The sequence below is a fragment of the Marvinbryantia formatexigens DSM 14469 genome (assembly GCF_025148285.1).
GTDB classification, from domain to species: Bacteria; Bacillota; Clostridia; order Lachnospirales; family Lachnospiraceae; genus Marvinbryantia; species Marvinbryantia formatexigens.
Window position 1 is genome coordinate 1,614,794 of record NZ_CP102268.1, and the last position, 24,664, is coordinate 1,639,457.

The 24,664-nt window shown below is 48.0% G+C and carries 26 protein-coding genes; 6 read left to right on the top strand and 20 right to left on the bottom strand.

What is annotated here, in order from left to right; translation table 11 throughout:
* Nucleotides 1-263: 263 nt before the first annotated feature.
* The 6 genes from NQ534_RS07905 (at nucleotide 264) to NQ534_RS07930 (ending at nucleotide 5,284) form a co-directional block, all read left to right on the top strand.
* Nucleotides 264-1,145, top strand: coding sequence for a LysR family transcriptional regulator (locus NQ534_RS07905; RefSeq protein WP_006864391.1), 882 nt, complete (start codon nucleotides 264-266; stop codon nucleotides 1,143-1,145).
* A 27-nt stretch (nucleotides 1,146-1,172) separates the two neighbouring features.
* Entirely contained in the window at nucleotides 1,173-2,009 is an 837-nt protein-coding gene (locus NQ534_RS07910; RefSeq protein WP_006864390.1) for an alpha/beta hydrolase, read from the top strand.
* Nucleotides 2,010-2,260: 251 nt separating this feature from the next.
* On the top strand, nucleotides 2,261-2,716 hold the full coding sequence (locus NQ534_RS07915; protein WP_006864389.1) for a MarR family winged helix-turn-helix transcriptional regulator: 456 nt from the start codon (nucleotides 2,261-2,263) through the stop codon (nucleotides 2,714-2,716).
* A gap of 2 nt (nucleotides 2,717-2,718) precedes the next feature.
* On the top strand, nucleotides 2,719-4,050 hold the full coding sequence (locus NQ534_RS07920) for an MATE family efflux transporter (protein ID WP_006864387.1): 1,332 nt from the start codon (nucleotides 2,719-2,721) through the stop codon (nucleotides 4,048-4,050).
* A gap of 188 nt (nucleotides 4,051-4,238) precedes the next feature.
* Complete coding sequence (locus tag NQ534_RS07925) at nucleotides 4,239-4,595, top strand: CidA/LrgA family protein (protein ID WP_040785398.1); 357 nt, start codon at nucleotides 4,239-4,241, stop codon at nucleotides 4,593-4,595.
* Nucleotides 4,592-5,284 (top strand): LrgB family protein, encoded by a 693-nt coding sequence (locus NQ534_RS07930; RefSeq protein ID WP_006864385.1) that lies wholly within the window; start codon nucleotides 4,592-4,594, stop codon nucleotides 5,282-5,284. The genes NQ534_RS07925 and NQ534_RS07930 overlap by 4 nt, the downstream gene beginning before the upstream one ends.
* A 547-nt stretch (nucleotides 5,285-5,831) precedes the next feature.
* Here NQ534_RS07930 and rpsR read toward each other — a convergent pair.
* From rpsR to NQ534_RS08030, 20 genes are all read right to left on the bottom strand, one after another.
* Nucleotides 5,832-6,095 (bottom strand): 30S ribosomal protein S18, encoded by a 264-nt coding sequence (gene rpsR, locus NQ534_RS07935; protein ID WP_006864384.1) that lies wholly within the window; start codon nucleotides 6,093-6,095, stop codon nucleotides 5,832-5,834.
* Nucleotides 6,096-6,131: 36 nt separating this feature from the next.
* Complete coding sequence (locus NQ534_RS07940) at nucleotides 6,132-6,599, bottom strand: single-stranded DNA-binding protein (protein ID WP_006864383.1); 468 nt, start codon at nucleotides 6,597-6,599, stop codon at nucleotides 6,132-6,134.
* A gap of 20 nt (nucleotides 6,600-6,619) precedes the next feature.
* Complete coding sequence (rpsF, locus tag NQ534_RS07945) at nucleotides 6,620-6,907, bottom strand: 30S ribosomal protein S6 (protein WP_006864382.1); 288 nt, start codon at nucleotides 6,905-6,907, stop codon at nucleotides 6,620-6,622.
* A 100-nt stretch (nucleotides 6,908-7,007) separates the two neighbouring features.
* Nucleotides 7,008-7,199: a DUF951 domain-containing protein gene (locus NQ534_RS07950; protein ID WP_006864381.1), complete on the bottom strand. Its 192-nt coding sequence runs from the start codon at nucleotides 7,197-7,199 to the stop codon at nucleotides 7,008-7,010.
* A 116-nt stretch (nucleotides 7,200-7,315) separates the two neighbouring features.
* Nucleotides 7,316-8,041 carry an NAD-dependent protein deacylase gene (locus NQ534_RS07955; protein WP_006864380.1) on the bottom strand — a complete coding sequence of 242 codons (726 nt, stop codon included), beginning with the start codon at nucleotides 8,039-8,041 and terminating at the stop codon, nucleotides 7,316-7,318.
* 118 nt (nucleotides 8,042-8,159) lie between these two features.
* Nucleotides 8,160-9,080 (bottom strand): class B sortase, encoded by a 921-nt coding sequence (gene srtB, locus NQ534_RS07960; RefSeq protein WP_006864379.1) that lies wholly within the window; start codon nucleotides 9,078-9,080, stop codon nucleotides 8,160-8,162.
* Between the two features lie 5 nt (nucleotides 9,081-9,085).
* Nucleotides 9,086-10,285 carry a sensor histidine kinase gene (locus tag NQ534_RS07965; protein WP_006864378.1) on the bottom strand — a complete coding sequence of 400 codons (1,200 nt, stop codon included), beginning with the start codon at nucleotides 10,283-10,285 and terminating at the stop codon, nucleotides 9,086-9,088.
* Complete coding sequence (vanR, locus tag NQ534_RS07970; RefSeq protein ID WP_006864377.1) at nucleotides 10,275-10,970, bottom strand: VanR-ABDEGLN family response regulator transcription factor; 696 nt, start codon at nucleotides 10,968-10,970, stop codon at nucleotides 10,275-10,277. The genes NQ534_RS07965 and vanR overlap by 11 nt, the downstream gene beginning before the upstream one ends.
* A gap of 140 nt (nucleotides 10,971-11,110) precedes the next feature.
* On the bottom strand, nucleotides 11,111-12,502 hold the full coding sequence (asnS, locus tag NQ534_RS07975) for an asparagine--tRNA ligase (protein WP_006864376.1): 1,392 nt from the start codon (nucleotides 12,500-12,502) through the stop codon (nucleotides 11,111-11,113).
* Between the two features lie 196 nt (nucleotides 12,503-12,698).
* Nucleotides 12,699-13,829, bottom strand: a complete 1,131-nt coding sequence (locus NQ534_RS07980; RefSeq protein WP_006864374.1) for an aldo/keto reductase — start codon at nucleotides 13,827-13,829, stop codon at nucleotides 12,699-12,701.
* A 192-nt stretch (nucleotides 13,830-14,021) separates the two neighbouring features.
* Nucleotides 14,022-15,305: a group II intron reverse transcriptase/maturase gene (gene ltrA / locus NQ534_RS07985; protein ID WP_157200741.1), complete on the bottom strand. Its 1,284-nt coding sequence runs from the start codon at nucleotides 15,303-15,305 to the stop codon at nucleotides 14,022-14,024.
* Between the two features lie 532 nt (nucleotides 15,306-15,837).
* Nucleotides 15,838-16,701 carry a hypothetical protein gene (locus tag NQ534_RS07990; protein ID WP_006860765.1) on the bottom strand — a complete coding sequence of 288 codons (864 nt, stop codon included), beginning with the start codon at nucleotides 16,699-16,701 and terminating at the stop codon, nucleotides 15,838-15,840.
* Between the two features lie 2 nt (nucleotides 16,702-16,703).
* Complete coding sequence (locus tag NQ534_RS07995; RefSeq protein ID WP_006860764.1) at nucleotides 16,704-17,840, bottom strand: DNA cytosine methyltransferase; 1,137 nt, start codon at nucleotides 17,838-17,840, stop codon at nucleotides 16,704-16,706.
* Between the two features lie 299 nt (nucleotides 17,841-18,139).
* Complete coding sequence (locus NQ534_RS08000) at nucleotides 18,140-18,349, bottom strand: DUF1858 domain-containing protein (protein ID WP_006860763.1); 210 nt, start codon at nucleotides 18,347-18,349, stop codon at nucleotides 18,140-18,142.
* A gap of 114 nt (nucleotides 18,350-18,463) precedes the next feature.
* The gene (locus tag NQ534_RS08005) at nucleotides 18,464-19,405 is read right to left on the bottom strand and encodes a Gfo/Idh/MocA family protein (RefSeq protein ID WP_040782058.1); all 942 of its coding nucleotides are present in this window, start codon (nucleotides 19,403-19,405) and stop codon (nucleotides 18,464-18,466) included.
* A 10-nt stretch (nucleotides 19,406-19,415) separates the two neighbouring features.
* Nucleotides 19,416-20,384, bottom strand: coding sequence for a Gfo/Idh/MocA family protein (locus NQ534_RS08010; protein ID WP_006860761.1), 969 nt, complete (start codon nucleotides 20,382-20,384; stop codon nucleotides 19,416-19,418).
* Nucleotides 20,385-20,400: 16 nt separating this feature from the next.
* Nucleotides 20,401-21,228: a carbohydrate ABC transporter permease gene (locus NQ534_RS08015; RefSeq protein WP_040782056.1), complete on the bottom strand. Its 828-nt coding sequence runs from the start codon at nucleotides 21,226-21,228 to the stop codon at nucleotides 20,401-20,403.
* An 11-nt stretch (nucleotides 21,229-21,239) separates the two neighbouring features.
* Nucleotides 21,240-22,127 carry a carbohydrate ABC transporter permease gene (locus NQ534_RS08020; RefSeq protein WP_006860759.1) on the bottom strand — a complete coding sequence of 296 codons (888 nt, stop codon included), beginning with the start codon at nucleotides 22,125-22,127 and terminating at the stop codon, nucleotides 21,240-21,242.
* A 37-nt stretch (nucleotides 22,128-22,164) separates the two neighbouring features.
* Nucleotides 22,165-23,430: an ABC transporter substrate-binding protein gene (locus tag NQ534_RS08025; RefSeq protein ID WP_006860758.1), complete on the bottom strand. Its 1,266-nt coding sequence runs from the start codon at nucleotides 23,428-23,430 to the stop codon at nucleotides 22,165-22,167.
* A 20-nt stretch (nucleotides 23,431-23,450) separates the two neighbouring features.
* Complete coding sequence (locus tag NQ534_RS08030) at nucleotides 23,451-24,638, bottom strand: mandelate racemase/muconate lactonizing enzyme family protein (RefSeq protein WP_006860757.1); 1,188 nt, start codon at nucleotides 24,636-24,638, stop codon at nucleotides 23,451-23,453.
* Nucleotides 24,639-24,664: the final 26 nt, after the last annotated feature.

The window sequence follows — 24,664 nt, forward strand, 5'->3', positions numbered from 1 at the left end:
TGCATATAAAAATGTCCGGTGCAAAAGCCCCGCGCCGTTTATGTTTCCGTATACGGTTTTTCTGTAAAATTCATCTCCCGGCATGGCTTTTGTCCCCGAAGAATATTATAAGTCCGGCGAGCAGCACAATCAATGGATGAGTGCTAAATTATTATTCTTAATTTATTATATGCAATAAGTTTTTGTTATAAATCAAAGTTGCAATACACCCATTTGTATGGTATTCTTTTCGTAGAACCATTCAAAAACGGAGGGATAATGCTTTGAACACCTTTCAGCTTTCCTGTTTTTTAGCGGTAGCAAATACCCTGAGCTTCGCCCAGGCTGCAAAGCAGGTAAATATCTCCCAGCCAGCCATCACCAACCAGATCCGGTCGCTGGAGAGCGAGCTCGGCGCGCAGCTCTTTCACCGTACCACTCGGATAGTAGAATTAACGGCAGAGGGACAGGCATTTGTTGAAGACGCCAAAAATATCATCACCATTGCGGAACGGGCACGCCATCGCTTCAGCAGCACAGGACATGATAAGATGGACAGCATATCCATCGCCTGCAGCAGCTTTGCCATGTTCGACCTCCTCCCCGCTATTCTGCAGGAGCTCGCCGCCTGCTGCACAAACCTTCATCCCAGACTGTACACAGTGCCCCACAACCAACTGTTAAAGCTGCTGGAAACCGAAGCGGCGGATGTTCTTTTTGATATGAGCATGGGCGCCGAAGTCACAAAAAAGTTTACCTTCCAGGAGTTAAAGCAAAGCGAGCTGGTCTGCGTCTGTCCGAAAGACCATCCGCTGGCAAAGCAGACAAGTATCTCAAAAACAGATCTGGAAAATGAAACGTTGATTTTCTGCAATCCAATGAATCTTTCCCCGGACATCGCCAGTCTGCAATGGCAGTTTGCCAGAGAAAAAAGCCCGGTCAGCTCCCACTATTGCGATTCCGCAGAGGCCGCCGTTTTATTGACAGCCTCCCGTCTGGGCATTGCCATTCTCCCGGAGCTGGCGGTCACAAAAGACGAACGGGTGGTAAAGGTCCAAATGGAAAACGCGCCGAAGCTGTCTTTCGGACTGTTCTGCCGCTCCCGCCCCGGCTCCGGAACCGTACAGAAATTTATCCAGATCACAAAACAGCATTTTTCAGAATAAAAATATTTTCTATCAGGAGGACACATTATGTTACATAAAAAAATTGCAATCCAGACGGAAGGCTCTCTGCCGGACGCCAGTCTGACCCTGTATCTCTGGGATTATTCAGAGGAAATTCCTATCCGGAAAAGACCGCTGATTCTGATTCTTCCGGGCGGCGGTTATCATTTTCTGTCCGACCGTGAGAGCGAACCGATTGCTCTGCGCTTTATGGCGATGGGATTTCACACGGCTATTCTGCGCTATTCCGTAGCTCCCGCCAGATTTCCGGTTTCCCTGAAGGAAACCGCGCTCGCCGTTTCTTATCTGTACGAACATGCAGACGAGTATCAGATTGACAGCGACAGTATCTTTGTGATGGGATTTTCCGCCGGCGGACATCTCGCCGCCAGCTATGGCGCTTACTGGAACAGCGCCTTCCTCAGCCAGGAAAGCGGCTGCCGGACAGAGACGCTGCGCCCCGCCGGGCTCCTTCTCTGCTATCCTGTTATCTCCAGCGACCCGGCAATCCGCCACGAGGGCAGTATCCGGGAGCTGCTGGGAGACGACTGGCAGGACGAAGAGCTGCTCAGAAAAGTTTCTATTGATAAGCAGGTACATCCGCAGATGCCGCCCGCATTTCTCTGGAACACCATGCAGGACGACACCGTTCCGCCGGAAAACTCTCTGGTACTTGTACAGGCCTATATGAAACAGGGTATCCCCATCGAATACCATCTGTACGAAAAAGGCGGACACGGTCTTTCCCTGGCAAGCGCCCTCACCGACAACATGCAGCACCAGTGCATAGAGGAAAGCTGCCAGAACTGGATCTATCTGGCGGAGAAATGGCTGAACCGCAGTGAATGCAAATTCCTGACCTGAACAGCAACGGCAGAGCACCTGCCGTTCTGTTTTTTCGTATTCTTCTCTTGACAAAAGTCCGAAAGCGGATTATTCTATATTAATCCGCTTTCGGACTTTTTTTAATATCACAGACCAGGCAGCAAATCAAATCCGCATCTGCAGGCACGGCACCTGGCTTCCTGCCTGCGGAGATAACATAAAGTGCGAAACGCGGAAAAACCGACGGGCTCCTTTGCCGGACGCCCCAAATCACGTAGGAGGACGATATCATGGAAGAAAACCACGCATGGCAGATTCTTGCCCAATATAACAGCATTTTCAGGGAAAGCGACCAGATTTACCGCACCGCTGCAAAATCCTTCGGTCTCTCCGACTGCGCTTTCTGGATTCTGTATTCTCTGCGGGAAGCCAGCACGCCGCTGACCCAGAGTGATATCTGCAATCAGATTTATCTGCCAAAGCAGACTGTCAACTCCGCTCTGAAAAAGCTGGAAGCAGACGGAATAATCGTCATGGAGGAAATGACGGACCGCCGCAGCAAGCGCCTTGCGCTCACACAGAAAGGCCAGACCCTTGCCGCCCGGACAGCAGACCGGGTGCTGGCGGCGGAGCACGACGCGTTTCTTGGGTTATCCGCACAGGAACAGGAGGAATTTATCCGCCTCTTCCGCAAATACACAGATATTCTGAAACAAAATATGACTTTCCAAAAGGAGGAGCTATAGCGATGGCAATACAGTTATCCGACCATTTTACCTACAAAAAGCTGCTGCGGTTCTGCACTGCGCCAATCATTATGATGGTTTTCACTTCCATCTACGGCGTGGTTGACGGATTGTTCGTTTCTAATTTTGTCGGAAAGGTTCCTTTCGCGGCAATCAACCTTGTCATGCCGTTTATTATGATTCTCGGCGGCTTTGGTTTTATGATTGGTACAGGCGGCAGCGCGCTCGTGGCAAAAACGCTGGGTGAGGGAAATAAAACGGAAGCAAACCGCTACTTTACCATGATGATTCTGCTGACAATAATCAGCGGCATTGCGCTCTCCGTCATCGGTATTCTTCTCATGCGGCCGATTTCCCGGCTGCTCGGCGCCACTGACGCCATGATGGAAGATTGTGTGACATATGGCAGAGTCGTTCTGCTCTTTAATACCGCCTACATGCTGCAGAATGTGTTTCAGACCTTTTTTACGACTGCAGAAAAGCCGAAGCTCGGTCTTTTCGCCACAGTCGCTGCCGGTGTTACAAATATGGTTCTGGACGCGCTTTTTATCGCCGTCTTTCGCTGGGGCGTTGCAGGGGCGGCGCTTGCCACCGGCATCAGCCAGTGCATCGGCGGGCTTTTGCCGCTGCTTTATTTCCTGCGCCCGAACGGCAGCCTTCTCCGGCTCACAAAAACGAAGCTGGAAGCGCGCGTCCTGTGCAAAGCCTGTGCAAACGGCTCCTCCGAGCTGATGTCAAATATCTCCGGCTCACTGGTAAGTATGCTGTACAATTTCCAGCTAATGCGCTTTGCCGGTGAAAACGGCGTCGCCGCTTACGGGGTTCTGATGTACATCCAGTTTATTTTTATTGCCATTTTCATCGGATACACCATCGGTACCGCGCCCATTATCGGATATCATTACGGCGCCGGAAACCGCGGGGAGCTGAAAAATATGCTCCGCAAAAGCTTTCTGCTGATGGCCGCTGCCGGTATCTGCATGATGCTGGCTGCCAAAATCCTCGCCGCCCCACTGGCAGCTATCTTCGTCGGATACGACCAGGAGCTTCTGGAAATGACACGCCATGCTTTTTCCGTTTTTTCATACTCCTTCATCCTGGCAGGGCTGAATATTTTTACTTCTTCATATTTTACCGCGCTGAACAACGGGGTCGTCTCCGCGATTATCTCCTTCTCGCGTACCCTCGTCTTCCAGACGCTCTCCGTCCTGATTCTGCCAATTTTCCTGGGGCTGGACGGTATCTGGTGGGCAATCACGGTCGCAGAGGTGCTCGCCTTCGTGGTGTCCTTTTTCTTCCTGCGCCGGAAAAAACTCAATCCCGCGCTGGCTTAATAAGGCCCATGCGTTTGCCAGAATATACCTTTGCCGAAAACTAAACCTTGACTTTGCACAGCGGGGACACTATGATAATGCTGATATTACATGATGCCAGGATTGTGAGAATGCGCAGCACCCCGCAATCTGTCGGCATCATAGTTGGGAGCTTTTTTCCCAACATCATTACATTGGAGGAGAGAATTATGAAGTTCTTACGGCAATTCGGTATTATTTTGTTTATTTCGTTTCTGGGAGAGGCGCTGCGTATGCTGATTCCTCTTCCTATTCCGGCAAGCGTTTACGGGCTGATACTCATGCTTGCAGCGTTATGCAGCGGCGTGCTGAAATTAGAACAGGTAAAGGATGCGGCGGATTTTCTGATTGAGATTATGCCTGTCATGTTTATCCCGGCGGCTGTCGGGCTGCTGGATTCCTGGACCGCCCTGCAGCCGGTCTGGGCGCCTGTGCTGATCATCACTGTTTTGACGACCATCCTTGTAATGGCTGTAACCGGTCGCGTCACACAGTTTATTATCCGGAAAGGGGGAAAGAAAAAATGAAGGATTTTCTTGTGGATTCTGTATTTTTCGGCGCTTTCATCAGCCTCGCCGCCTACGAAGCCGGTCTGATGCTGAAAAGAAAATTTAAGCTCGCTATCTTAAACCCCCTGCTGATCGGGACGATTCTGGTGATGCTGGCGCTCGTTCTTCTGGATGTTGAATATAAACACTATAACGAAGGCGCCCGGTACATCAGCTATCTTCTGACGCCTGCTACCGTCTGCCTGGCGGTTCCTCTTTACCAGCAGCTCACTTTGCTGAAAAAGAATCTGAAGGCGGTAGCCGCAGGTATCCTTGCCGGAGTGCTGACAAGCCTGGTAAGCGTCCTTCTCCTGGCAAAGCTTTTTGGTCTGACACATGAACAGTATGTCACACTGCTGCCGAAATCCATCACAACAGCGATCGGTCTTGGCGTTTCACAGGAACTCGGCGGCATCGAAACCATAACGGTCGCTGTTATCATCGTCACAGGAATTCTCGGCAACGTACTGGCAGATTTGCTTTGCAAGGTCTTCCGCATTGAAGAACCAGTTGCAAAGGGGCTTGCCATCGGCACCGCCTCCCACGCTATCGGAACCGCAAAGGCAATGGAGCTCGGACAGGTAGAGGGCGCCATGAGCAGCCTCGCCATCGCCGTCGCCGGTCTTCTGACGGTTGTCGGAGCTTCCATCTTTGCAGAATTTATGTGAAAGTCCGCTGACCATTTCACACTTTTTGCTTTGTAACTCTGCCGGCGCTTAAAATCCGCGAACCGTCGCACAGGAAGTAACATCCCAAACATAAATATAAAATCTGCCGCATAAGGGTACTCCCCTTGCTACGGCAGTTTATTATACCACCCCTTTTCGCAGGTCACGTATTATATTTCCCAGAAGTAACCGCATTTTTTGTGACCATTATATCAAAAGCGAAAACGAGTGGCAACTATTTATACAGCGCTCTGTTCAAAGGATTTTCCCATAGTTGTTACTGCTCAGGTGTTGGACACATCCATAATAAGAAAGCAATATCCAAATCTCATGGAAAGCGTTCCTCTGCATGATTCATTTTTCTACAATCTATGATATAATGCTCAGACGTTCGATTAACGCTCGTTCTTTTCTATTACTTCAAAATCACAATTTCCTATAAGATAAAAAACCTCCAAAAACCGGAAAACCGGTATTTGAAGGCTTTCTTTTTCGCTTGTCCCGCAAGCAGGAAATATTATCTTACCGCCAAAACAGACTACGGTAATTAATCCTGCACGTACGGCATCATTGCCAGATGTCTTGCACGCTTGATTGCTACTGTGAGCGATCTCTGGTGCTTTGCACAGGTTCCTGTGATTCTTCTGGGAAGGATCTTTCCTCTCTCAGAAACATATTTCTTTAATTTTGCAACGTCCTTGTAATCAATTTCGTTGTTTTCTTTGCCGCAGAATACGCAGACTTTCTTTCTTCTGCGTCCGCCTCTTCTCTTCATCGGAGAATCTGCTCTATCGCCTTTTGTATAAGCCATAATCGTTTTCCCTCCTTAAACAATGATAAGGGTGCTCTAGTTAAACGGAAGCTCCTCATCGATACCATCCGGTATATTCATAAAGCCGTCACCAGATGCCGCACTCGGAGCCGGTCTGCCCGGAGCAGGAGCGGAACGCTGATAGCTCTGATAACCGCCGTCTGATGCTCCCTGGGAAGCATTCTTGCTCTCTGCGAATTCCTGGTCTTCCACTACAACATCTGTCGTATATACTTTCACACCATCTTTATTTGTGTAGCTGCCGGTCTGGATACGTCCGGTAACTACTATCTTCAGACCCTGACGGAAATACTTTTCTGCAAATTCAGCGCTTCTGCCAAATGCAACGCATCCGATAAAATCTGCTGTCTGGTCGCTTCCCTCTCTGCGGAATCTGCGGTCTACTGCCAGAGTGTATCTGGCAACTGCCGTTGCATTTTCTCCTGCGGAGTAGCGTACCTCCGGGTCTCTGGTCAAGCGTCCCATTAAAATAACCTTATTCATTCTAATCTCCTCTTAGTTATCTATGCGTCCTGTCTAACACACAAATATCTGAGAACATTTTCCATGATACGAACGTGTCTTTCGAGTTCAATCGGGCATTCTGCGTCTGCCTCAAACTGAATGAAGTAGTAATACCCTTCGCTCATCTTCTGAATCTCGTATGCAAGTTTTTTCTTGCCCCACTCATCCACATTCGTGATGGTTCCGTTGTAACGGGTAATGTATTCTTTTACCTTCTCAACGGTAGCAGTTCTTGCGTCGTCCTCAATCTTTGCGTTGACAACAACGGCCAATTCATACTTGTTCATGCGTTTTGCACCTCCTTATGGACTCTGGCTCCTATACGTAATAGGAACAAGGAATTAAATATATCACGAAACCATATTTTAGCATACGGTTCGTTTTTTTTCAAGCTTTTTTCCGCAATTCTCTCGTGTTTTTTTCGACAAGCCTGCGGGCAACCATAATCTGATGACCGCAGCCTTCGCACTTCAGCCGGAAGTCCGCGCCCACGCGCAGGATCTCCCACTCGCTGCTGCCGCAGGGATGCGGTTTTTTCAGCCGCACAATATCGCCCACCTCATAATTCAGCCGTTCCATGCCTGTGGCTCCTTTCCATGTCCTCACTTTTTCATGCCCCGTCCCGCTCTGCCTAAAGAGCTTCTCCGGACCGGCTTATCCGCATTCTGCCCGGTCTGCAATCTGACCGCACCGCTCTAATCAATATGAATACTTTCAAAGACCTTTCCGATACTGTCGTCAATTACCAGGTCGGCATTTTTATCGCGGGAGGTCGTACTCCTGTTAATCACGACCAGCTTGCTGCCGCGGAAATAGTCAATCAGCCCCGCCGCCGGATAGACCACCAGAGAGGTGCCGCCGATAATCAGCACATCCGCGGACGCAATGTGGCGGATAGACTTCATCATGATGTCATTGTCCAGCCCCTCTTCGTAGAGCACCACGTCCGGCTTGATAATACCGCCGCAGCTGCAGCGCGGAATCCCTTCCGCCGCTTTTATATATTCCGCATCATAAAATTTCCGGCATTTCTGACAGTAATTGCGATGCACACTGCCGTGCAGCTCCAATACCTCTTTGCTTCCCGCCATCTGATGCAGTCCATCGATGTTCTGGGTGATAACAGCGCGCACGTGACCGCTCTTTTCCCACTCTGCCAGGCGGATGTGCGCCATGTTTGGCTTTGCATCCAGCACCAGCATTTTCTTTTTATAAAACCGGTAAAATTCCTCCGTCCGGTTCAGGAAAAACGTGTGGCTGATAATCGTCTCCGGCGGATAATCATATTCCTGGTTATATAAGCCGTCCACACTGCGGAAATCCGGTATCCCACTCTCCGTCGACACCCCGGCGCCGCCGAAAAACACTACATTATTGCTTTCTGCAATCCACTTCTGTAAAGTCTCGCTCTTATCCTGCATGATAAATCCCCCTCTCCTTTTCCCGTCTGTCCTCTTCTTGTTTTTTCTGCTGTCTTCCGCCCTGTCCGCAGCAGCATTTTTTCTGCCTTCCGCCCCGTCCGCAGCAGCATTTTTCTGTTTATTCCTCCGTCTCTTCGTAGCCGCCCGCCTTCGGCACGGACTGATAGGTACGCACACGTTTGCCCTGCACGATAAAGCGCGTCTCGCTGTCGCCGGTGCAGGTGGAAAGCGTAACAACGGTATCTCCGTATTTCACGTCCACGCCGGTGTCGATGTAGGACTGCGATTTTGCGAGGTTAATAAAGTTCATAAAATCCTCTTCCCCGGAAAATACGGTTTTATAGCAGTCGCTGTACGCCCCGACAACGCCGCAGGCAAAGATTTCATATTTATAGATTTTATCCGGCGTGTAGATCCAGAAATACGGGCTCTTATCGTAGGTTTCCTGCTCCCCGTACTGCTTCAGCGTTCCGAACATCGAGCCGTTCTTCATGTTATGACCGTAAACGATGCTGTTCCGGTTGTAAAAATCCGGATTGTTTACATAATCCAGGAATATCGAGCCGGCAAAATTCTCCTGGTTGCGGAAGGTTCTGTGCAGATAATATTCGTTATCCTCACCCTGCACAATCGGATAAGTAATATCCAGCGCTTCCATTTCCAGCCAGCCGATAATATCCCCGTTGATGGCAAGCAGACTGTCGAAATCAATCGGATTTTCCATTTCCTGCAGCTTCTTCGTGCCAGCCGTGGCATCCGTCTCTGTCTCTCCGTCTTCCGCCATCGTCTCGTTTTCCACCATATTTTCGCCGTCGAAGCTCTCCGTCTCCCTGTCAGAATTTACATATCCCTCCAGTTCGCTGTATTCATCCGTCCCTGCCTTGTACGCAAAATAAATCGTCACGAGCTGATATCCCGCATAGCAGAATACCCCCAGCGCAATGATAATCACCAGCGTGCTGATAAAATTCCCGATGCCGCGCTTCCTGCGCCGTTTTTGTCCTGTCCCTCTTCTGTCTCTCTGTCTGTTTCCTGCCATAATTTTTACGCCTGCCTCCCCATTCTGGCTCCGGCTGTATCCCGGTGCCTTGCTGCGTGTCCCCGCTTCTGCGTTCCTTCCGGCACATACGCCGGCAGGGTCACGGTAAATGTCGTATAGTAGCGGTCGCTTACCGCCTCGATCTTCCCGCCGTGCAGCTCTACGATCTGCTTTGCAATCGACAGCCCCAGCCCAGAACCGCCCGTCTGGCTGCTGCGCGCATTGTCCACGCGGTAAAACTTCTCAAAAATCGCCTTCAGCTTCTGCTCCGGAATCTGATGCCCCTGGTTTGTAAAGGTGATGATGATATCATCCTCTTTTCTGCGCGCCTCAATCGCAATCTCCGTATCGCTGTAACTATACGCAATCGCATTGCGCAGCAGATTCTCAAACACGCGCGCCAGCTTGTCCGGGTCGCCGTCCACAATCATATTTTCATCCGCATCCACCCGGCAGGTCATGTATTTTGCCGCCAGCACGGCATAGCTTTCGTCCGCAAGCTGCTCCAGCATTACCGACAGATCAAGCTGCACCTTTTCCAGCACAATATCCTGCAGATTGAACCGGGTAATCTCGAAAAATTCGTTGATCAGCTCGCCCAGCCGGTTCGCTTTCTCCAGCGAAACATGGATATATTTCTGACGGTCCTCCTCCGGCATATTCTTCTGCCCGTCCAGCATCGTCAGATAGGCAATGATGGAGGTGAGCGGTGTTTTTAAGTCATGCGCAAGGTAAACTACCAGATCATTCTTTTTCTGCTCGCTCTCAATCGTTGCCCGTTCTTTGCGCTTCAGCGTCATTTTCAACCCGGTGAGCTTATCGGAAATGGGCTGCAGCTCCGGCGGCAGCTTCACCGGCTCCTCGTTGTCCTCGCGGACATCGTCAATCGCCTTCTCCACACGTCCCAGATATCCCAGAATGTTCTTGATGGCAAGATTGTAAAAAATAAGGAACAGCAGGATAAACCCGATTGCCAGGAACAGGATTTTATTATCCATGAAGATTTTTCCGTAAAGCTCATCCGCCGTATTCCAGTCCAGATGGAGGTTCGTAAAAAACCACATCATTAAATCCGTAAAGACATCCTGGAAGATTCCGTCAATCAAAAAGTGGACAATCCCATAGCCCACAACCAGCGTCAGCGCCGCCACCAGACTGGTTCTGATGAGAATTGTCCTCTTTAGTTTTTTATAGCTATTTTTCAACCTTGTACCCTACTCCCCAGACTGTTTTGATAAACTCTGTTTTTCCCATCGGACCGCCCATTTTCTCGCGAAGATGACGGATGTGCACCATAACTGTGTTGTTGCTCTGTTTGTAATATTTCTCATGCCATACCTGCTCAAAAAGCTGCTCCGAGCTGATTACCTGTCCGCGGTTTTCACAGAGAATCCAGAGAATATCAAATTCAATCGGCGTAAGCGTCAGCTCGCGCTCGTTAAATGTACATTCATGCGTGCTGCGGTTCATCAGCAGCCCGCCAAAATCAATAATATCCTCCTGCGGCTTTCCGCCGTCGTTGTACTTTGTGTAACGGCGGAGCTGCGCTTTCACACGTGCTATCAGCTCCAGCGGATTAAACGGCTTTTCAATATAATCGTCCGCCCCCAGCGTCAGCCCGTTGATTTTGTCCATATATTCTGTCTTTGCCGTCAGCATGATAACCGGAAACGTGTAGGTTTCGCGGATTTTCTGCAGAATCGTAAAGCCGTCGATGTCCGGCAGCATGACGTCCAGAATCGCCAGGTCCGGCTTTTCTTCGTTTACTGCTGCCAGCGCATCTTTTCCGTTGTAGCACTTGACCGCCTCAAAATTTTCGTTTTTCAGGTAAAGTCCGATAACGTCCGCAATCTCACGTTCGTCATCCACAATCAGTATTTTACCGGGCATGGCTGCCCCTCCTTCTGTATATGATGATGTACCTGGCGCCTGTTTTTGCGCTCCCGCACCTGTTTTTATCTGTGCAGGTGCGGGACCTGCAGACAAAATTTCTGAAAAATATAGCGTCCAGTTAATCTGGAAACACCGTATCAGCCCTCGCAGTTTCCGACAGTGCGCGGGAACGGGATGACGTCACGGATGTTGCTTACACCCGTAAGATACATCACGCAGCGCTCAAAGCCAAGGCCGAAGCCCGCATGACGGGTGGAACCGTATTTGCGCAGGTCGAGATAGGCACGGTAATCCTCTTCCTTTAAGCCAAGCTCATGCATACGCTGCAAAAGCTTTTCATAGCTGTCCTCTCTCTGGCTTCCGCCAATGATTTCCCCGATACCCGGAACAAGGCAGTCCATCGCCGCAACGGTCTTTCCGTCGTCATTCAGCTTCATGTAAAACGCCTTGATTTCCTTCGGGTAGTCAGTCACAAATACCGGACGCTTAAACACCTGCTCCGTAAGATACCGCTCATGCTCGGTCTGCAGATCGCAGCCCCAGCTTACCTTATATTCAAATTTATCGTTATTCTTTTCCAGAATTTCAATGGCTTCTGTGTAGGTCACATGACCGAACTGCGAATTTACCACGCTGTTCAGACGCTCCATCAGTCCCTTATCCACAAAGGAATTGAAGAAAGCAAGCTCCTCCGGCGCATTTTCCATGACGTAGCGGATGACGTATTTCAGCATGTCCTCCGCAAGAATCATATCATCCTTTAAATCCGCAAAGGCAATTTCCGGCTCAATCATCCAGAACTCCGCCGCATGGCGTGTCGTGTTGGAATTTTCCGCGCGGAAGGTCGGTCCGAAGGTGTAAATGTTGCGGAATGCCTGCGCATACATTTCTCCATTGAGCTGTCCGCTTACCGTCAGATTCGTCTGCTTTCCGAAAAAGTCTTTCGTGTAATCCACTTTTCCGTCCGCAGTTTTCGGCGGATTTTCCAGATCCAGCGTCGTCACCTGGAACATCTCTCCAGCGCCCTCACAGTCGCTTCCGGTAATGAGCGGCGTGTGTACATACACAAAGTCACGCTCCTGGAAAAATTTATGGATAGCGTATGCCGTCAGCGAGCGCACGCGGAAAGTCGCCTGGAACATATTGGTGCGCGGGCGCAGGTGCGAGATCGTGCGCAGGAATTCCACGCTGTGGCGCTTTTTCTGCAGCGGATAATCCGGCGCGGAGCCGCCCTCCACTGTCACCTCATCCGCCTGAATCTCAAACGGCTGCTTCGCCTGCGGCGTTGCAACCAGCGTTCCCTTTACAATCACTGCCGCACCGACATTCAGCTTACAGATTTCCTGGAAGTTATCCATTTTATCATGAAATACTATCTGCAGGGTCTCAAAAAAGGTACCGTCGTGAAGCACCAGAAAGCCGAAGGTTTTGGAGTCGCGCACGCTTCTCACCCAGCCGCCCACGGTAATCTCCTTATCCAGATATGCCTCTCTGTTTCTGTATATTTCTCTTACTGTTACTAAATCCATGTCTATGTTCTCCTATATCCTTATTAGTAGCTGATACACTCTTGTTTTATTATACTAAAAAGGCGCGGAGGTGTAAAGCCCATTCCGATTTTAAACCGTTTTCCGAATTCCGATTTTAAACCATTTTCCAAAAATAACAGGAAGCGGTATAAAACTCCTTATAATGCCGATGTTTTCGTAATTCCGCCGGACGTCTTTATACCTCAAATACAGAAGCGGCTTCCTCCAGATATTCTGTCACCGGCAGATGCTGCGGGCAGACACCCTCGCACTGTCCGCAATGTACGCAGACAGACGCCGCACCGCCGTCTCCCACGGCATTTTTATAATTTGCCGATGCCTTTTCGCTCTTTCCGTAGAGACGCACCTGGTTCAAGCATTTAAAGATATCCGGTATTTTGATCTGCTGCGGACATCCTTCCACACAATACCGGCAGGCGGTACAGCTGATAGTCGGCACCGAACGGATTACCTTTACGGTCTCCTGCACAGCCTCTTTTTCCACGTCAGAGAGCGGCTCAAAATCATTCATTGTCTGCAGGTTATCCTCCATCTGGCTCTGATCGGACATACCGCTGAGAACTGCCATCACATTATCCAGCGACGCACAGAACCGGATGCCCCAGGAAGCCAGCGACGCCTGCGGTCTGCATTTTTTCAGAATCGCTTCCGGCTTTTCCGGCAGGGATGCCAGCGTGCCGCCCTTCACCGGCTCCATGACAACGACCGGTATACCGTGCTTCACTGCCACCTCATAGCATTTGCGCGACTGGACCTTTTCATCCTCCCAGTCCATGTAATTAATCTGAAGCTGCACAAATTCTACCTCCGGATGCTTATCCAGCAGCTCATCCAGCATCTCTGCGGAATCGTGGAAGGAAAAGCCAAAATGACGAATCAGCCCCTGCTTCTTCATTTCCTGCGCCCAGCTCCAGCAATCATACTGGTCGAAAACCGGAATATTCGATTTTTGCACAGCATGCAGCAGATAATAGTCAAAATAACCTGCGCCGGTGCGTGCAAGCTGCTCGTCAAAAATGCGCTGCACATCCTCCCTGCACTTCAGATTCCATGCCGGAAGCTTCGTCGCCAGCGTAAAGCTCTCCCTCGGATGCCGGTTTACCAGCGCTTCCTTCACTGCCGTCTCCGAGGTGCCCTCATGATACACATATGCCGTGTCAAAATACGTAAAGCCTTTCTCCAGAAACGCATCCACCATCTGACAGACCGCCGGAATATCAATTTTTCCATCCGCCGTCTGCGGCAGGCGCATCAGCCCGAAGCCCAGCTTCTTTTTGGGTCTTATACTTGTCTTTTGCATGTTCATATCCTCCTTTTTGTCGTATGTTCCGGACGGTTTTCCGCCCTGTTTCTGTTTATATTATCATATCCTGAATAGCCGGTTTCGTAAAGCGGTAAATGCCCGCAAAAATCGAGTAGGAGGAATTTCTCTTAAATGAGAAATTCCGACCTCTCACACCACCGTGCGTACCGTTCGGTACACGGCGGTTCAATCAACTTAACAAGTGACACACCTCTCGGTGTAGTAATCCAGCATTGAGACTAATCCAAATGAGGTTAGTCTCTTTGTACTTATAGCTTTCTGTATCCAGCCATTGTGTGCGAGACGAGCGTATTTATCGCCACAATAAGCGATATTGTATGCCGCCCATCTTGGTACATCAAGTTTCATCAGATTCTTTGCTCTGTTCTGGGGAGTTTTCCAGTGTTTCCATATACACATGCGCAATCTATATCTGATGTTTCCGTCCAGTTCTCTACAGAGCGTTTTCATGCTTCCTATCCTGAAGTAGTTTATCCATCCTCTGATGAGTTGGTTGAGTTTCTCCACCTTATAGCTGTTGCTAACGCCCCAGCTACGGCAGGTGAGTTCTTTCATCTTCTTCTTAAATTTCTCAGCTGATTTTGCATGTGGTTTAGCCTTGTATTGGTGTGCCATTGGGTCATAGTAGAATCCGAATCCAAGGTATTTTAACCCTTGTGGTCTGTCTGCTTTGCTCTTGGTCATGTTGACCTTGAGTCCCAGTTTCTCTTCGATGAAACGTGATATATTTCTCATCACCCGCTTTGCAGACATTTCGCTTCCTACCATGATAATGCAGTCATCCGCATATCTTACAAAGTTCAACCCTCGCTTTTCCATTTCCTTATCGAGTTCATTGAGCATGATGTTTGCTAACAGCGGAGAAAGATTTCCTCCTTGTGGTGTTCCCACAACTGATTCCCTGTACTCATCATCTATCATGATTCCGCTTACAAGATATTTCCTTACAATAGAGATAACATCTCCATCTTTGATTGTTCTGCCAATTAAAGTCATTAACTTGTCATGGTTTACTGTGTCAAAGAACTTTTCCAGGTCAATATCTACAATCCAGTCATTTCCGTCATTCATCATGTCGAGTGCCGCAAGGATTGCCTGCTGTGCACATCTGTTTGGTCTAAATCCATAACTGTGGTCATGAAACTGTTCTTCATAGATTGGTGTTAACACTTGTGCTATGGCTTGTTGTACAAATCTGTCTGTTACTGTTGGTACTCCCAGATTTCTGACACCGCCATCCGTCTTTGGTATCTCCACTCTTCGTACTGGCTGAGGCTTATATTTCCTTGTCCTCAGCTGTTCCTTGATGATTTCGCCGTTCTTTGCAAGGTGCTCCTTAAGTTCCGTGTACTTCATTCCGTCCACTCCCTCTGCACCTTTGTTTCGTACGACTTGCAGGTACGCTCTGTTGAGATTATCTCTGGATAATATCTGCTCCATTAGACTACTTGTGTCCATGCGTTCTTTCCTTTCCGTCTCGCTTGATTTGACCATCTTTTCCCCGATTGGTTACGGCGGATGTCTGTCTCTTCTGCAACACGAGACCTACTCAAACTGATTGATTGTTCGCCCCTTCGCTCCATCTCCATTACTGAGACTTCCTCACTACTATGGACTCTGCTGACTTCTCACAGTTCGTTGTTACTAGGCTGATGGAACCTCTGTGAGACCTCCACGCTTAAGGTGCACGCTCTTTCTCTCCATATATCCGCCGCATTTACTCTGCTACTACTAACGTGATAGTTATTAGACTTCGTTGCTTTCTGCCAGCTTATCTCTCGTAGCCTAGCCTTATATGCGATTTCTGTCCGTCGGACCAGAGATTTGCCTACAGCTTCCTTCAGATTCCACCTCACGATGGACACCCTTGCTGTTCAGCTATACATTTTCCACTATCCGGGCATGTTCGGGACTTGCACCCGTTAGAGCGCGCCCATGACGCGCAAACAGAAAAGCAGCACCCCGACCGGCACTGCCTTCCAAAATATATTTAATTTATATATTGGTTCAAAAACTGTATTGCTTTTGTTTTATTGGTACACTTCATCATATATTCATCCCCGCTGCTGTATCTGACAGAAATTTCGTACCTTAAAACAGGTGCCATTGACGCTTCATCATAATCCGCAATAAATTTCACTGCGTCATCGACTGATTCCAGAATCCGGGTAATTCCATGAACCGGTGTAACAACCACCTCCGAAACAGTGGTATCCAGCGCCTCGCACAATGCGTCTGCAAGCTTTTTCAGCCTGTCCTGATATGTTGTAAAGAAATTCTGAAGCAATCTGTTTTTTTGTTCTTCCTTTAACGCACGGAAAGAATCCACGATATTCTGAAGTTCGGATTCGCTCGTATTTTCTTCCCAATGGATAGACAGACCAGTCGACTCAAACAGGCTGCAAATTTCTGAATAACTAAAATAAAGCACGTAAAATCCCTGGGACCTTAATTGTGAAAGCGCATTTTCCGTAAATTCCCCCGCGAGAACAGCCGCATAAAATGGCATATTTTTTGCATATTTTTCAACCAGCGGAAGAATTGCTCCGGCAATTTCCTGCACTTTATTTTTTGAATGCTTTACATATCTTCTCCATGCCATTTCTATAAATGCTTTTGGTATGCCCGCTTCCGTTTCTGAGCCGCCCTTTTCTATAACAATATCAAGCTTATGTTTGTTGCCATTAAGGTCCGTCCCTATGACTTCCCGTCTGTTTCCCCTTGCCGGACGCGGGTGTCTGTAATCCAGATAATATCCTTTCCGTGAAATTACCGGTCTCAGATAATTAATGATTGCTGATTCAAAAAAATCACCGATCGCCTCTCCCAACTGATGCGACGGTGAAGTAGCCATATCTATTTCTCCTTTTCAAACTGTGGTATCATGTTTTCTTTTATATGCTTTGCAAAAGCATATGCCAATAGCGGAGGAACCGCATTTCCCACCTGGTCATCCTGCGTCAGCCATTTTGCTTTTCTTGTAAGATTTCCAAAAAAACAATAATCATCGTCAAAGGACTGCAGCCTTGCAGCTTCTCTGACTGTTAATCCCCGGTTCATAACCGGATGTATCAAATCTGTCCGGAAATTGCAAGTCACAGTTCTCCCCGGAAGCGACAGATCAAGTTTATATGCATTCTGCTTCTTTGTCCTGATTTCCGGCGGGAGGATCGAATTGTTACACCCCTGCGGTATCATTGCATATCGTTCCTGAATTGCTTTGGAATGCCTTGTTGCACGATGATTATAAATAACTCCGGGATTCCGTTCGCCCACGCATTTTTTCTGAAAATCATTGTCATAATGATTTCTCATTTTCATTTTTTCCGCTCCCTCTCCCTGATTCACAACAGGAAGATTGGAAAATGCATCGTTTACCGTAACATATGGGAGCAATTCACGTTTAAACAGATTCATCTGACCCGATTCTTCATTCTTTCCATGCGTTGGCTGCGGAAATGTAATCTTCTTATCAAATCCTCTGATACCAATAAGCACAAACCGGGGACGGGCCTGCGGGACACCATAATCTGCCGCATTTACTAAATTATATTTGCACTGATATCCAATCTTTTCAAATTCCGTTACAATAGCTTTCAGCACTCTTCCGTTCTGCATATTCATAATGCCGTGTACATTTTCAAAAAAAAGAACTCTGGGACGGATATCTGCTGCAATCCTTACATATTCCCGGAACAGTGTATTTCTCGGATCATCTGATAAACGCTGTCCTGCCAGACTGAATCCCTGACAGGGCGGACCTCCGGTTATTACATCAATTTCCGCCGCCGTACAGTTTGCCGCTGCCAGTAATTCAGCAGCAGTCACCTCCCGCACGTCTTTCAGAACAAACGGTACTGTCGGATGATTATATGTAAATGTATGTTTTGCTTCCTCGTCAATATCATTCGCACATACACAGACATAGCCTGCTTTGCGGAACCCCTCCGTAATCCCGCCGGCGCCCGCAAATAAATCAATCGTTTTTAACATATCACCTTATCCTTCTCATTACTTGCCCATATTATAAGGAAGCCCTCCCTGTTTGTCAATAAAATTCAGAAGGTACAAAACACGGTCGTTCCTGTGATTCCATCGTTTTTCGCGCTAAGAGCTACAGAAAAACAGAACAGTGCAGCATCACAGCCCCACTGTTCCAAACATACTTTATAAACCTGTTCTGCCAACGAAAAATCGTTGGCGGGTGTGCCCTCTCCCGCATCTCTTCTGACCCAAAGATGCGTAGCAGCACATTCTCTGCCTTAATAATTCTCCAGAATTTATAATGTTCCCTATTTACCAACGCTCTCAAGGTAAGCATTCAGTCTTGCTACCAGCAGATCTGTCGGAATGCCATGAACCATCGCGGCTTCCTCAAGGGACTCCATCTGTGAGGACGGGCATCCTACGCAGTGCATACCGCTCCCCATCAATACTGCCGCCATATTCGGATCTAACTGAAGAATCTCTCCAATCAGCATTTCTTTCGTAACGTTTGCCATGATCGTAACCTCCTATTGTTCATTATCACTTACTGATAACTCATTATAAGACCAAACGCAGGGAACGTCAAGCAAAAAACACCTCTAGTGCAACAGGTCAGTCTGACTGAACTGTTACTTTCCGCAGCATTTTTCAAAAATATCCAGACACTGCAGTGTCGCGGCGTGCGGCATCAGATTGCTTTCCAGTTTTCCGCTTTTAATGCAATCCACCACTTCCTGTATTTCGAATTCAAATCCATTGTCAATTGGATATGTGAAGGATTCTGCCAGGCGGAACTCCCCGTCATACAGCTCGCACCGCTCACACCTGTGCGTCTGTGTCATCTGGATATATCCGTCAGAACCGTACAATCCGGACGGAGACGGTACTCTGGAATAAGCCGTTGTCTGCAGCGAAGCCCTGCAGGTCTCATACTGTAATAGGATGCTATTGGTCACATCGACCCCCGTTTCTCCCATTACAATATCCGCCCGCACATCTACCAGCTTTTGCGGAATCAGACTATTCACAATTTCAATCGGATACACCGTCAGATCATACAGCGCTCCGCCGCCTAATTCCGGATTAAAAATCCTGTGCTCCGGCTGCGCATGAATTCCCCCGGTATAATTTGCCAGATAAACGGTCCCTATGCGCCCCGTGCGTATCCACTCCCGCGCCTTTTTTATCGTTGGAAGAAATACGGACCACATCGCTTCCATCACAAACACCTTTTTTTCTTTTGCCCTTTTAAAAAGCTCCTCTGCCTCTTTTTTCTTTAATACCATGCTTTTTTCACAAAGCACCGCTTTCCCATATTCAATACACAGCAGACAGTTCTCATAATGAAAATTGCAGGTTGTAGCAACATATACCGCATCAATATCTGCCTGCTCCAGCATTTCCCGATAGCTTCCGTAATACTCCGGCACCTTATTTGCAGCGGCAAAGGTCTTTGCACGCTCCAGGGACTTGCTTGCAACCGCCCGCACTTCCGCTTCTTCCACCCGTCCGGCCGCTTCGCAGAACTTCACAGCGATTCCGCCCGCACCGATAATCCCAAATCGTATCATAGCCATATCCTCACTTTGCACAGCGCAGAATCGCGTCCATAACTCCGGCGTTCCGGATGCTCTCTTCTACAGAAAACGCCGGTTCCCGGTTTTCCAGAACCGCTGCGCAAAATTCCTTTATTTCTTCTTCGTACTGCCTGCACGGTTCCAGAAGATACTCTGTGTCAGAGCCATCATTTAACACCACCTGTATCGGCGTATCCACTCCGTCCTGATCAATAAAGGAATCTCTCACAATGATACTCCCCACTGTGCCATCTATCTCCGTAACCTGGGCAGAATGTGAATCAAACCCGGAATGGACAGATGCCATAACGCCATTGGAATATTGCAGAACCGCACTGAGGCTGAAATCTACTCCCTGCATTTTTGTCTGCAATGCACAGATTTTCTCAGGTGTTTCATTTAAAAGCATTCCTGTCATATTGATCGGATAGCATCCCACATCTCTGATGGAACCGCCGCCCAGTTTCTCATTTACTCTGACATTATTCATATCCTCCAGAACAAACCGGTGAGAAGAATTAATATGCCGGATTTCCCCAATTATTCCCGCATCCACCAGTTCTTTCAGTTTCCTGCTGCGGGAGGAAAACCGATACATAAACGCCTCCATCAGCTTCACGCCATTCTCCCGGCAGGCATCTGCCATCTCCTGTGCATCCTGCTTTGTCAATGCCAGAGGCTTTTCGCAGAGCACATGTTTCCCCGCTGCAGCCGCTTTCAAAACCCACTCTTTATGAAGCGCATTCGGCAGCGGAATATACACCGCATCAACATCCGGATCATTCAGAAGCGCGTCATATGTACCATACAATTTCTGAAACCCAAATGCTTCCTTTGCCTGGGCCAGTTTTTCTTCACTTCTGCTTGCGATCGCATAAGGAACCGCCGTATCCACCCGGAGCATTGCCGGCAGCACCTTTTTCCGGGCAATCCCCGCATAGCCAAGCACGCCCCAGTTTATTACTTTTTCCATAATTCTATTTTCTCCTTTATTCTTTTAATGCACCACCTACGGCACTTGTAATAAACACATCCTGAATTGTCAGAAACAGCAGTAAAATCGGAACCGCCATCATGACAGATGATGCAAGTATCGACGCCCAGTCCGTTTTAAACTCCGAAGAAAACATCTGCAGACCCACAGATATTGTCCGCGAATATTTACTGGTCGTAAACGTCATCGAGTACATAAACTCTTCCCAGGAAATCATAAACGCATACATCGCCGTTGCAAAAATCCCCGGTGCCGAGATCGGCAGAACAATACGGAACAAAATTCCAATTTTACTGCAGCCGTCAATCATCGCCGCCTCCTCCAGCGTTCTCGGAAGAGTACTTATGAATCCGCGGATCATAATAACAGAAAACGGCAGCATACATAAAAGATGTGTAAAAGAAAGCGCCAGTTTGTTATCTACGAGCCCTGTGCTGTTTAACGTGCGGTATAACGGCACCAGCGTTGACGCCTGCGGCACCATATTACACAGCAAAATCAGCAGCATCAGAAAATTTTTTCCCCGGTAATGATGTCTTGCGAAGGAATACCCTGCCGGAACCGCAATCACAATGCACAGAAGCGTTGCCGTTCCCGCGACAATAATGGTATTCAGAAAATATCTCGGAATATCCGTTGTGGTAAGTACCGACACGAAGGCCTGCAGCGTCGGCTCCGCGGGCAAAAGCTGCGGCGGCGAAGTCATTAACTGATCCGGTGTGCGCAAAGAGCAGGAAACCAGCCAGAAAAAAGGAAATAAAAAAATACATGCAAGCACGCACAGGATTCCATATAAACATATTTTTTTTAATGTTCGTCCCATCTTATTTCCTCCTAAACCAGTGTACTCTCTTTTTTCTCTGTTACGACAATATACACTGCAGCAATAGCCATAACGATCAGGAAAAATATGTTTGCCGCAGCAGCCGAATACTCGAAATTAAACTGCTCTATACCTGTCTTGTAAATAAAAATCTGCGCAATTTCTGACGCTCTCGCCGGTCCGCCTCCCGATATGCTGTAAACATACACAAAGGAATTCAGCGACCAGATAACCGATACCAGAATAATAGACCTCATAACCGGAAACAGCAGCGGAATTGTGATAGATGATATCTGCCGGAACCAGTTTGCCCCATCCAGCTTTGCGGCTTCGTATATATCGGCTGAGATCGACTGCAGACCGCTCAGATACATAATCAACACAAACGGCGTAATTTTCCATACATAAACGGCCGCCACACAGATAAGTGCCTGCTTTGGGCTTGACACCCAAAGCTGATACTTATCAATGATTCCTAACTGATATAAAAGATAATTCAAAACACCGTAATCCGCATTGTAAATCCATTTCCAGACGATACACACCACAATAGATGGAATGACCCACGGAACGATAAACAACGTTCTCCAGAATTTCCGGAACCGGATATTGGAATTTAATAATACGGCTATCAGAAGCCCGAATAACATTTCAAACGGCACGGTATACAGCAGCCACACAAACGTATTTTTCAGGTCATTTAAAAACACCTTGTCCTTGAATAATCTCTGATACTGATCCAGCACCGGAAATACTCCATTATTCGTAAAGCTTCTGACAATATTATTGAACATCGGAACTCCAACCAGCCCGATTAAGACAATAAAGGTCGGCGCAAGATAGATAAAAGGATATTCCCTGCTGCTTTTTAATTTTACTTTTCGATTCACTTTTTTCATCCCTTCTCTTCTATGAGCACCGTTCCGGCGCTATGCGTTACAATATTGCATCCAATGCTGCTTTTGCCGTTTCCATAGCCTCCTCCGGAGTCGCGGTTCCGCTCAGCATGGACTGCACTGCATCCAGAATAATCTGCTGCGCTGCAGGTGTATCATCAAGCGGCTGGAAATTCTTTGTGTGACTTAACTGTTCCGCAAAAATCTGGTTTGTCTCATCGCTTAAACATTCTGCTTTTCTTGCTTCCAGATTTGCCGGGAACGCATGCGGGAACCATTCCTGTACTTCCTCCGAAAGAAAATATTCAAGAAACGTCCATGCGTCATCCGGGTTCGGTGCATTCTTCGGCATTGCAACATAATATCCGCCAAGCCCGGCATTCAGAGGACCGTCTTTCCCTGGCCACAGTGCGACTCCGACCTCCAGATCCGGCGCATCATTTTTAATGTTCATAACTGCAGACTGTCCGTCTACATACATTCCAATTTTATTGTTATTGAACAATGTACGCACTTCTGCAGCCCCATTGCTTACAGAGCTCTCCGGCGCAACGTGATATTTTGTCAACAGTTCCGAATAATACGTCGCCGCCTCAATTGCTTCCGGACTATTCAGCATGCTTTCTGACATATCCTCATTTGCAACTTCTCCGCCGGCACTCCAAAGCTCCGGTATAAAACGAAACCAGGTATTTCCCGTAAGATTTCCTACCAAACCATAGCCATACTGGTCAACGTTTCCATCTCCATCCGTATCTTTTGTTAATGCCTGCGCATATTCCAGCACTTCTTCCCAGTTCTGCGGCGGTGCTTCCGGGTCCAGTCCGGCGTCGCGGAAAAGTCCTTTATTATACACAAGACACATTGCTTCTGTGCTCCACGCAAGACCATATACTTCTCCGTCTACCGTTCCAAGCTCAAGCGCCGTCTGGTCAAAATCTTCCAGATTGATCGCATCCGATTTTTCCAGATAAGGGCTGAAAGACTGCAGCAGCCCCTGTTTTGCAAAGCTGTTTGTCCATGCATAGCTCTGCCACATCAGATCGGGTCCTTCCTTTGCCTGGCATGCAACCATTTCTTTTGTTACAAGATCTGCATAGGGAACAATTTCAAACTGAAGGTCAATGTCCGGATGCAGCGCCTCAAACTCCGGCTCCAGTCTGCTCACCGTATCTTCCTCGGTTCCGTCATACCAGATTGTTACCACTCTTTTTTCATCAGACGCAGATACTCCTGCCGCGCTTCCCGCTGCCACTGCTGCCGCCATCACAAGTGTAATACTCTTCTTCCATGTATTTCTTTTCATTTGTAAAGCCCTCCTTTTCTTTAAATCAGAATATTCCTTTCATCATAATCCTTTACCACATACTTTTCCAGTTTCGCCTGATCAATTTCAATGCCAAGCCCCGGTTCTCCTGATGGAATAATATAACCTTCCTCCCAGACAAACGGTTTCTTCATTACCTTATCAAATCCTCCAAAGCTTCCCATTGTCTCAATTGCTTCCTGAATCAGAAAATTCGGGCAGCATGCATCCAACTGAAGCTGTGCCGCAAAATTAACCGGTCCCGCCCAGAAATGCGTCGTTATCTGGCTGTGAAAAGCGTCCGCCATTGCCGCTATGTACCTTGCTTCACGAAGCCCACCGACGCCCGCAACATCAATCTGATAAATATCGCAGCTCTTATCTGTCATCAGCTTTACGTATTCATAGCGGGTCGCCAGTCTTTCTCCGGTAGCGATCGGGATAGTCGTTGCCCGGGACACTTTTTTCAAGATCTCCTGATTCTCGGGCGGTGTCGGTTCCTCAAACCAGAGAGGATCATATTCTTCCAGCATTTTTGCCACGCGGATTGCCCCTGCTGCAGTAAACTGTCCATGTGTTCCAATGATAATATCGACATTTTCTCCCACTGCTTCCCGGATATTTGCAATCGTTCTTTTCGCCCGCAGCATCGCTTCCCGCGACGGCATGTGAACGGCATAGGTATCCAGATAGGGCGCCATCGGGTCCAGCTTAACTGCTGTAAAACCCATGTCCGCATATTCCTTTGCCCGCTTTGCACATGCATCCGGCAGCTGCCAGAAATCTTCGCAGAAAATCCTGTCTTCTTTTTCATAAAGATATGTATACGTGCGGATTCTGTCATTTACTCTGCCGCCCATCAGATTATAGACCGGCTGCCCGGTTTCTTTTCCGATAATATCCCAGAGGGCAATTTCAAATCCGCTGATAAGACCCATAGAAGACAAATCTGTGTGGAGCTTACTGTGGATAGCAAAAATCTTGCCAAACACTTTTTCCATATCGAAAGGATCCGCTCCGATAATGTAATTTTCTGCCATATCCATGACCATCTTTTCCAGTGTAGCAGGATTATATGCATTCCATATGATTTCTCCCCATCCCTCTACACCCGAATCTGTAACCAGTTTCAGCAGGAACCAGTACACACCTCCTTTTGCGTTTGACCTGATTTTTACCGGATAAAAAAATACATCTTTAATCTTCATTTTTTTCCTCGTTGTCACATTTTTCT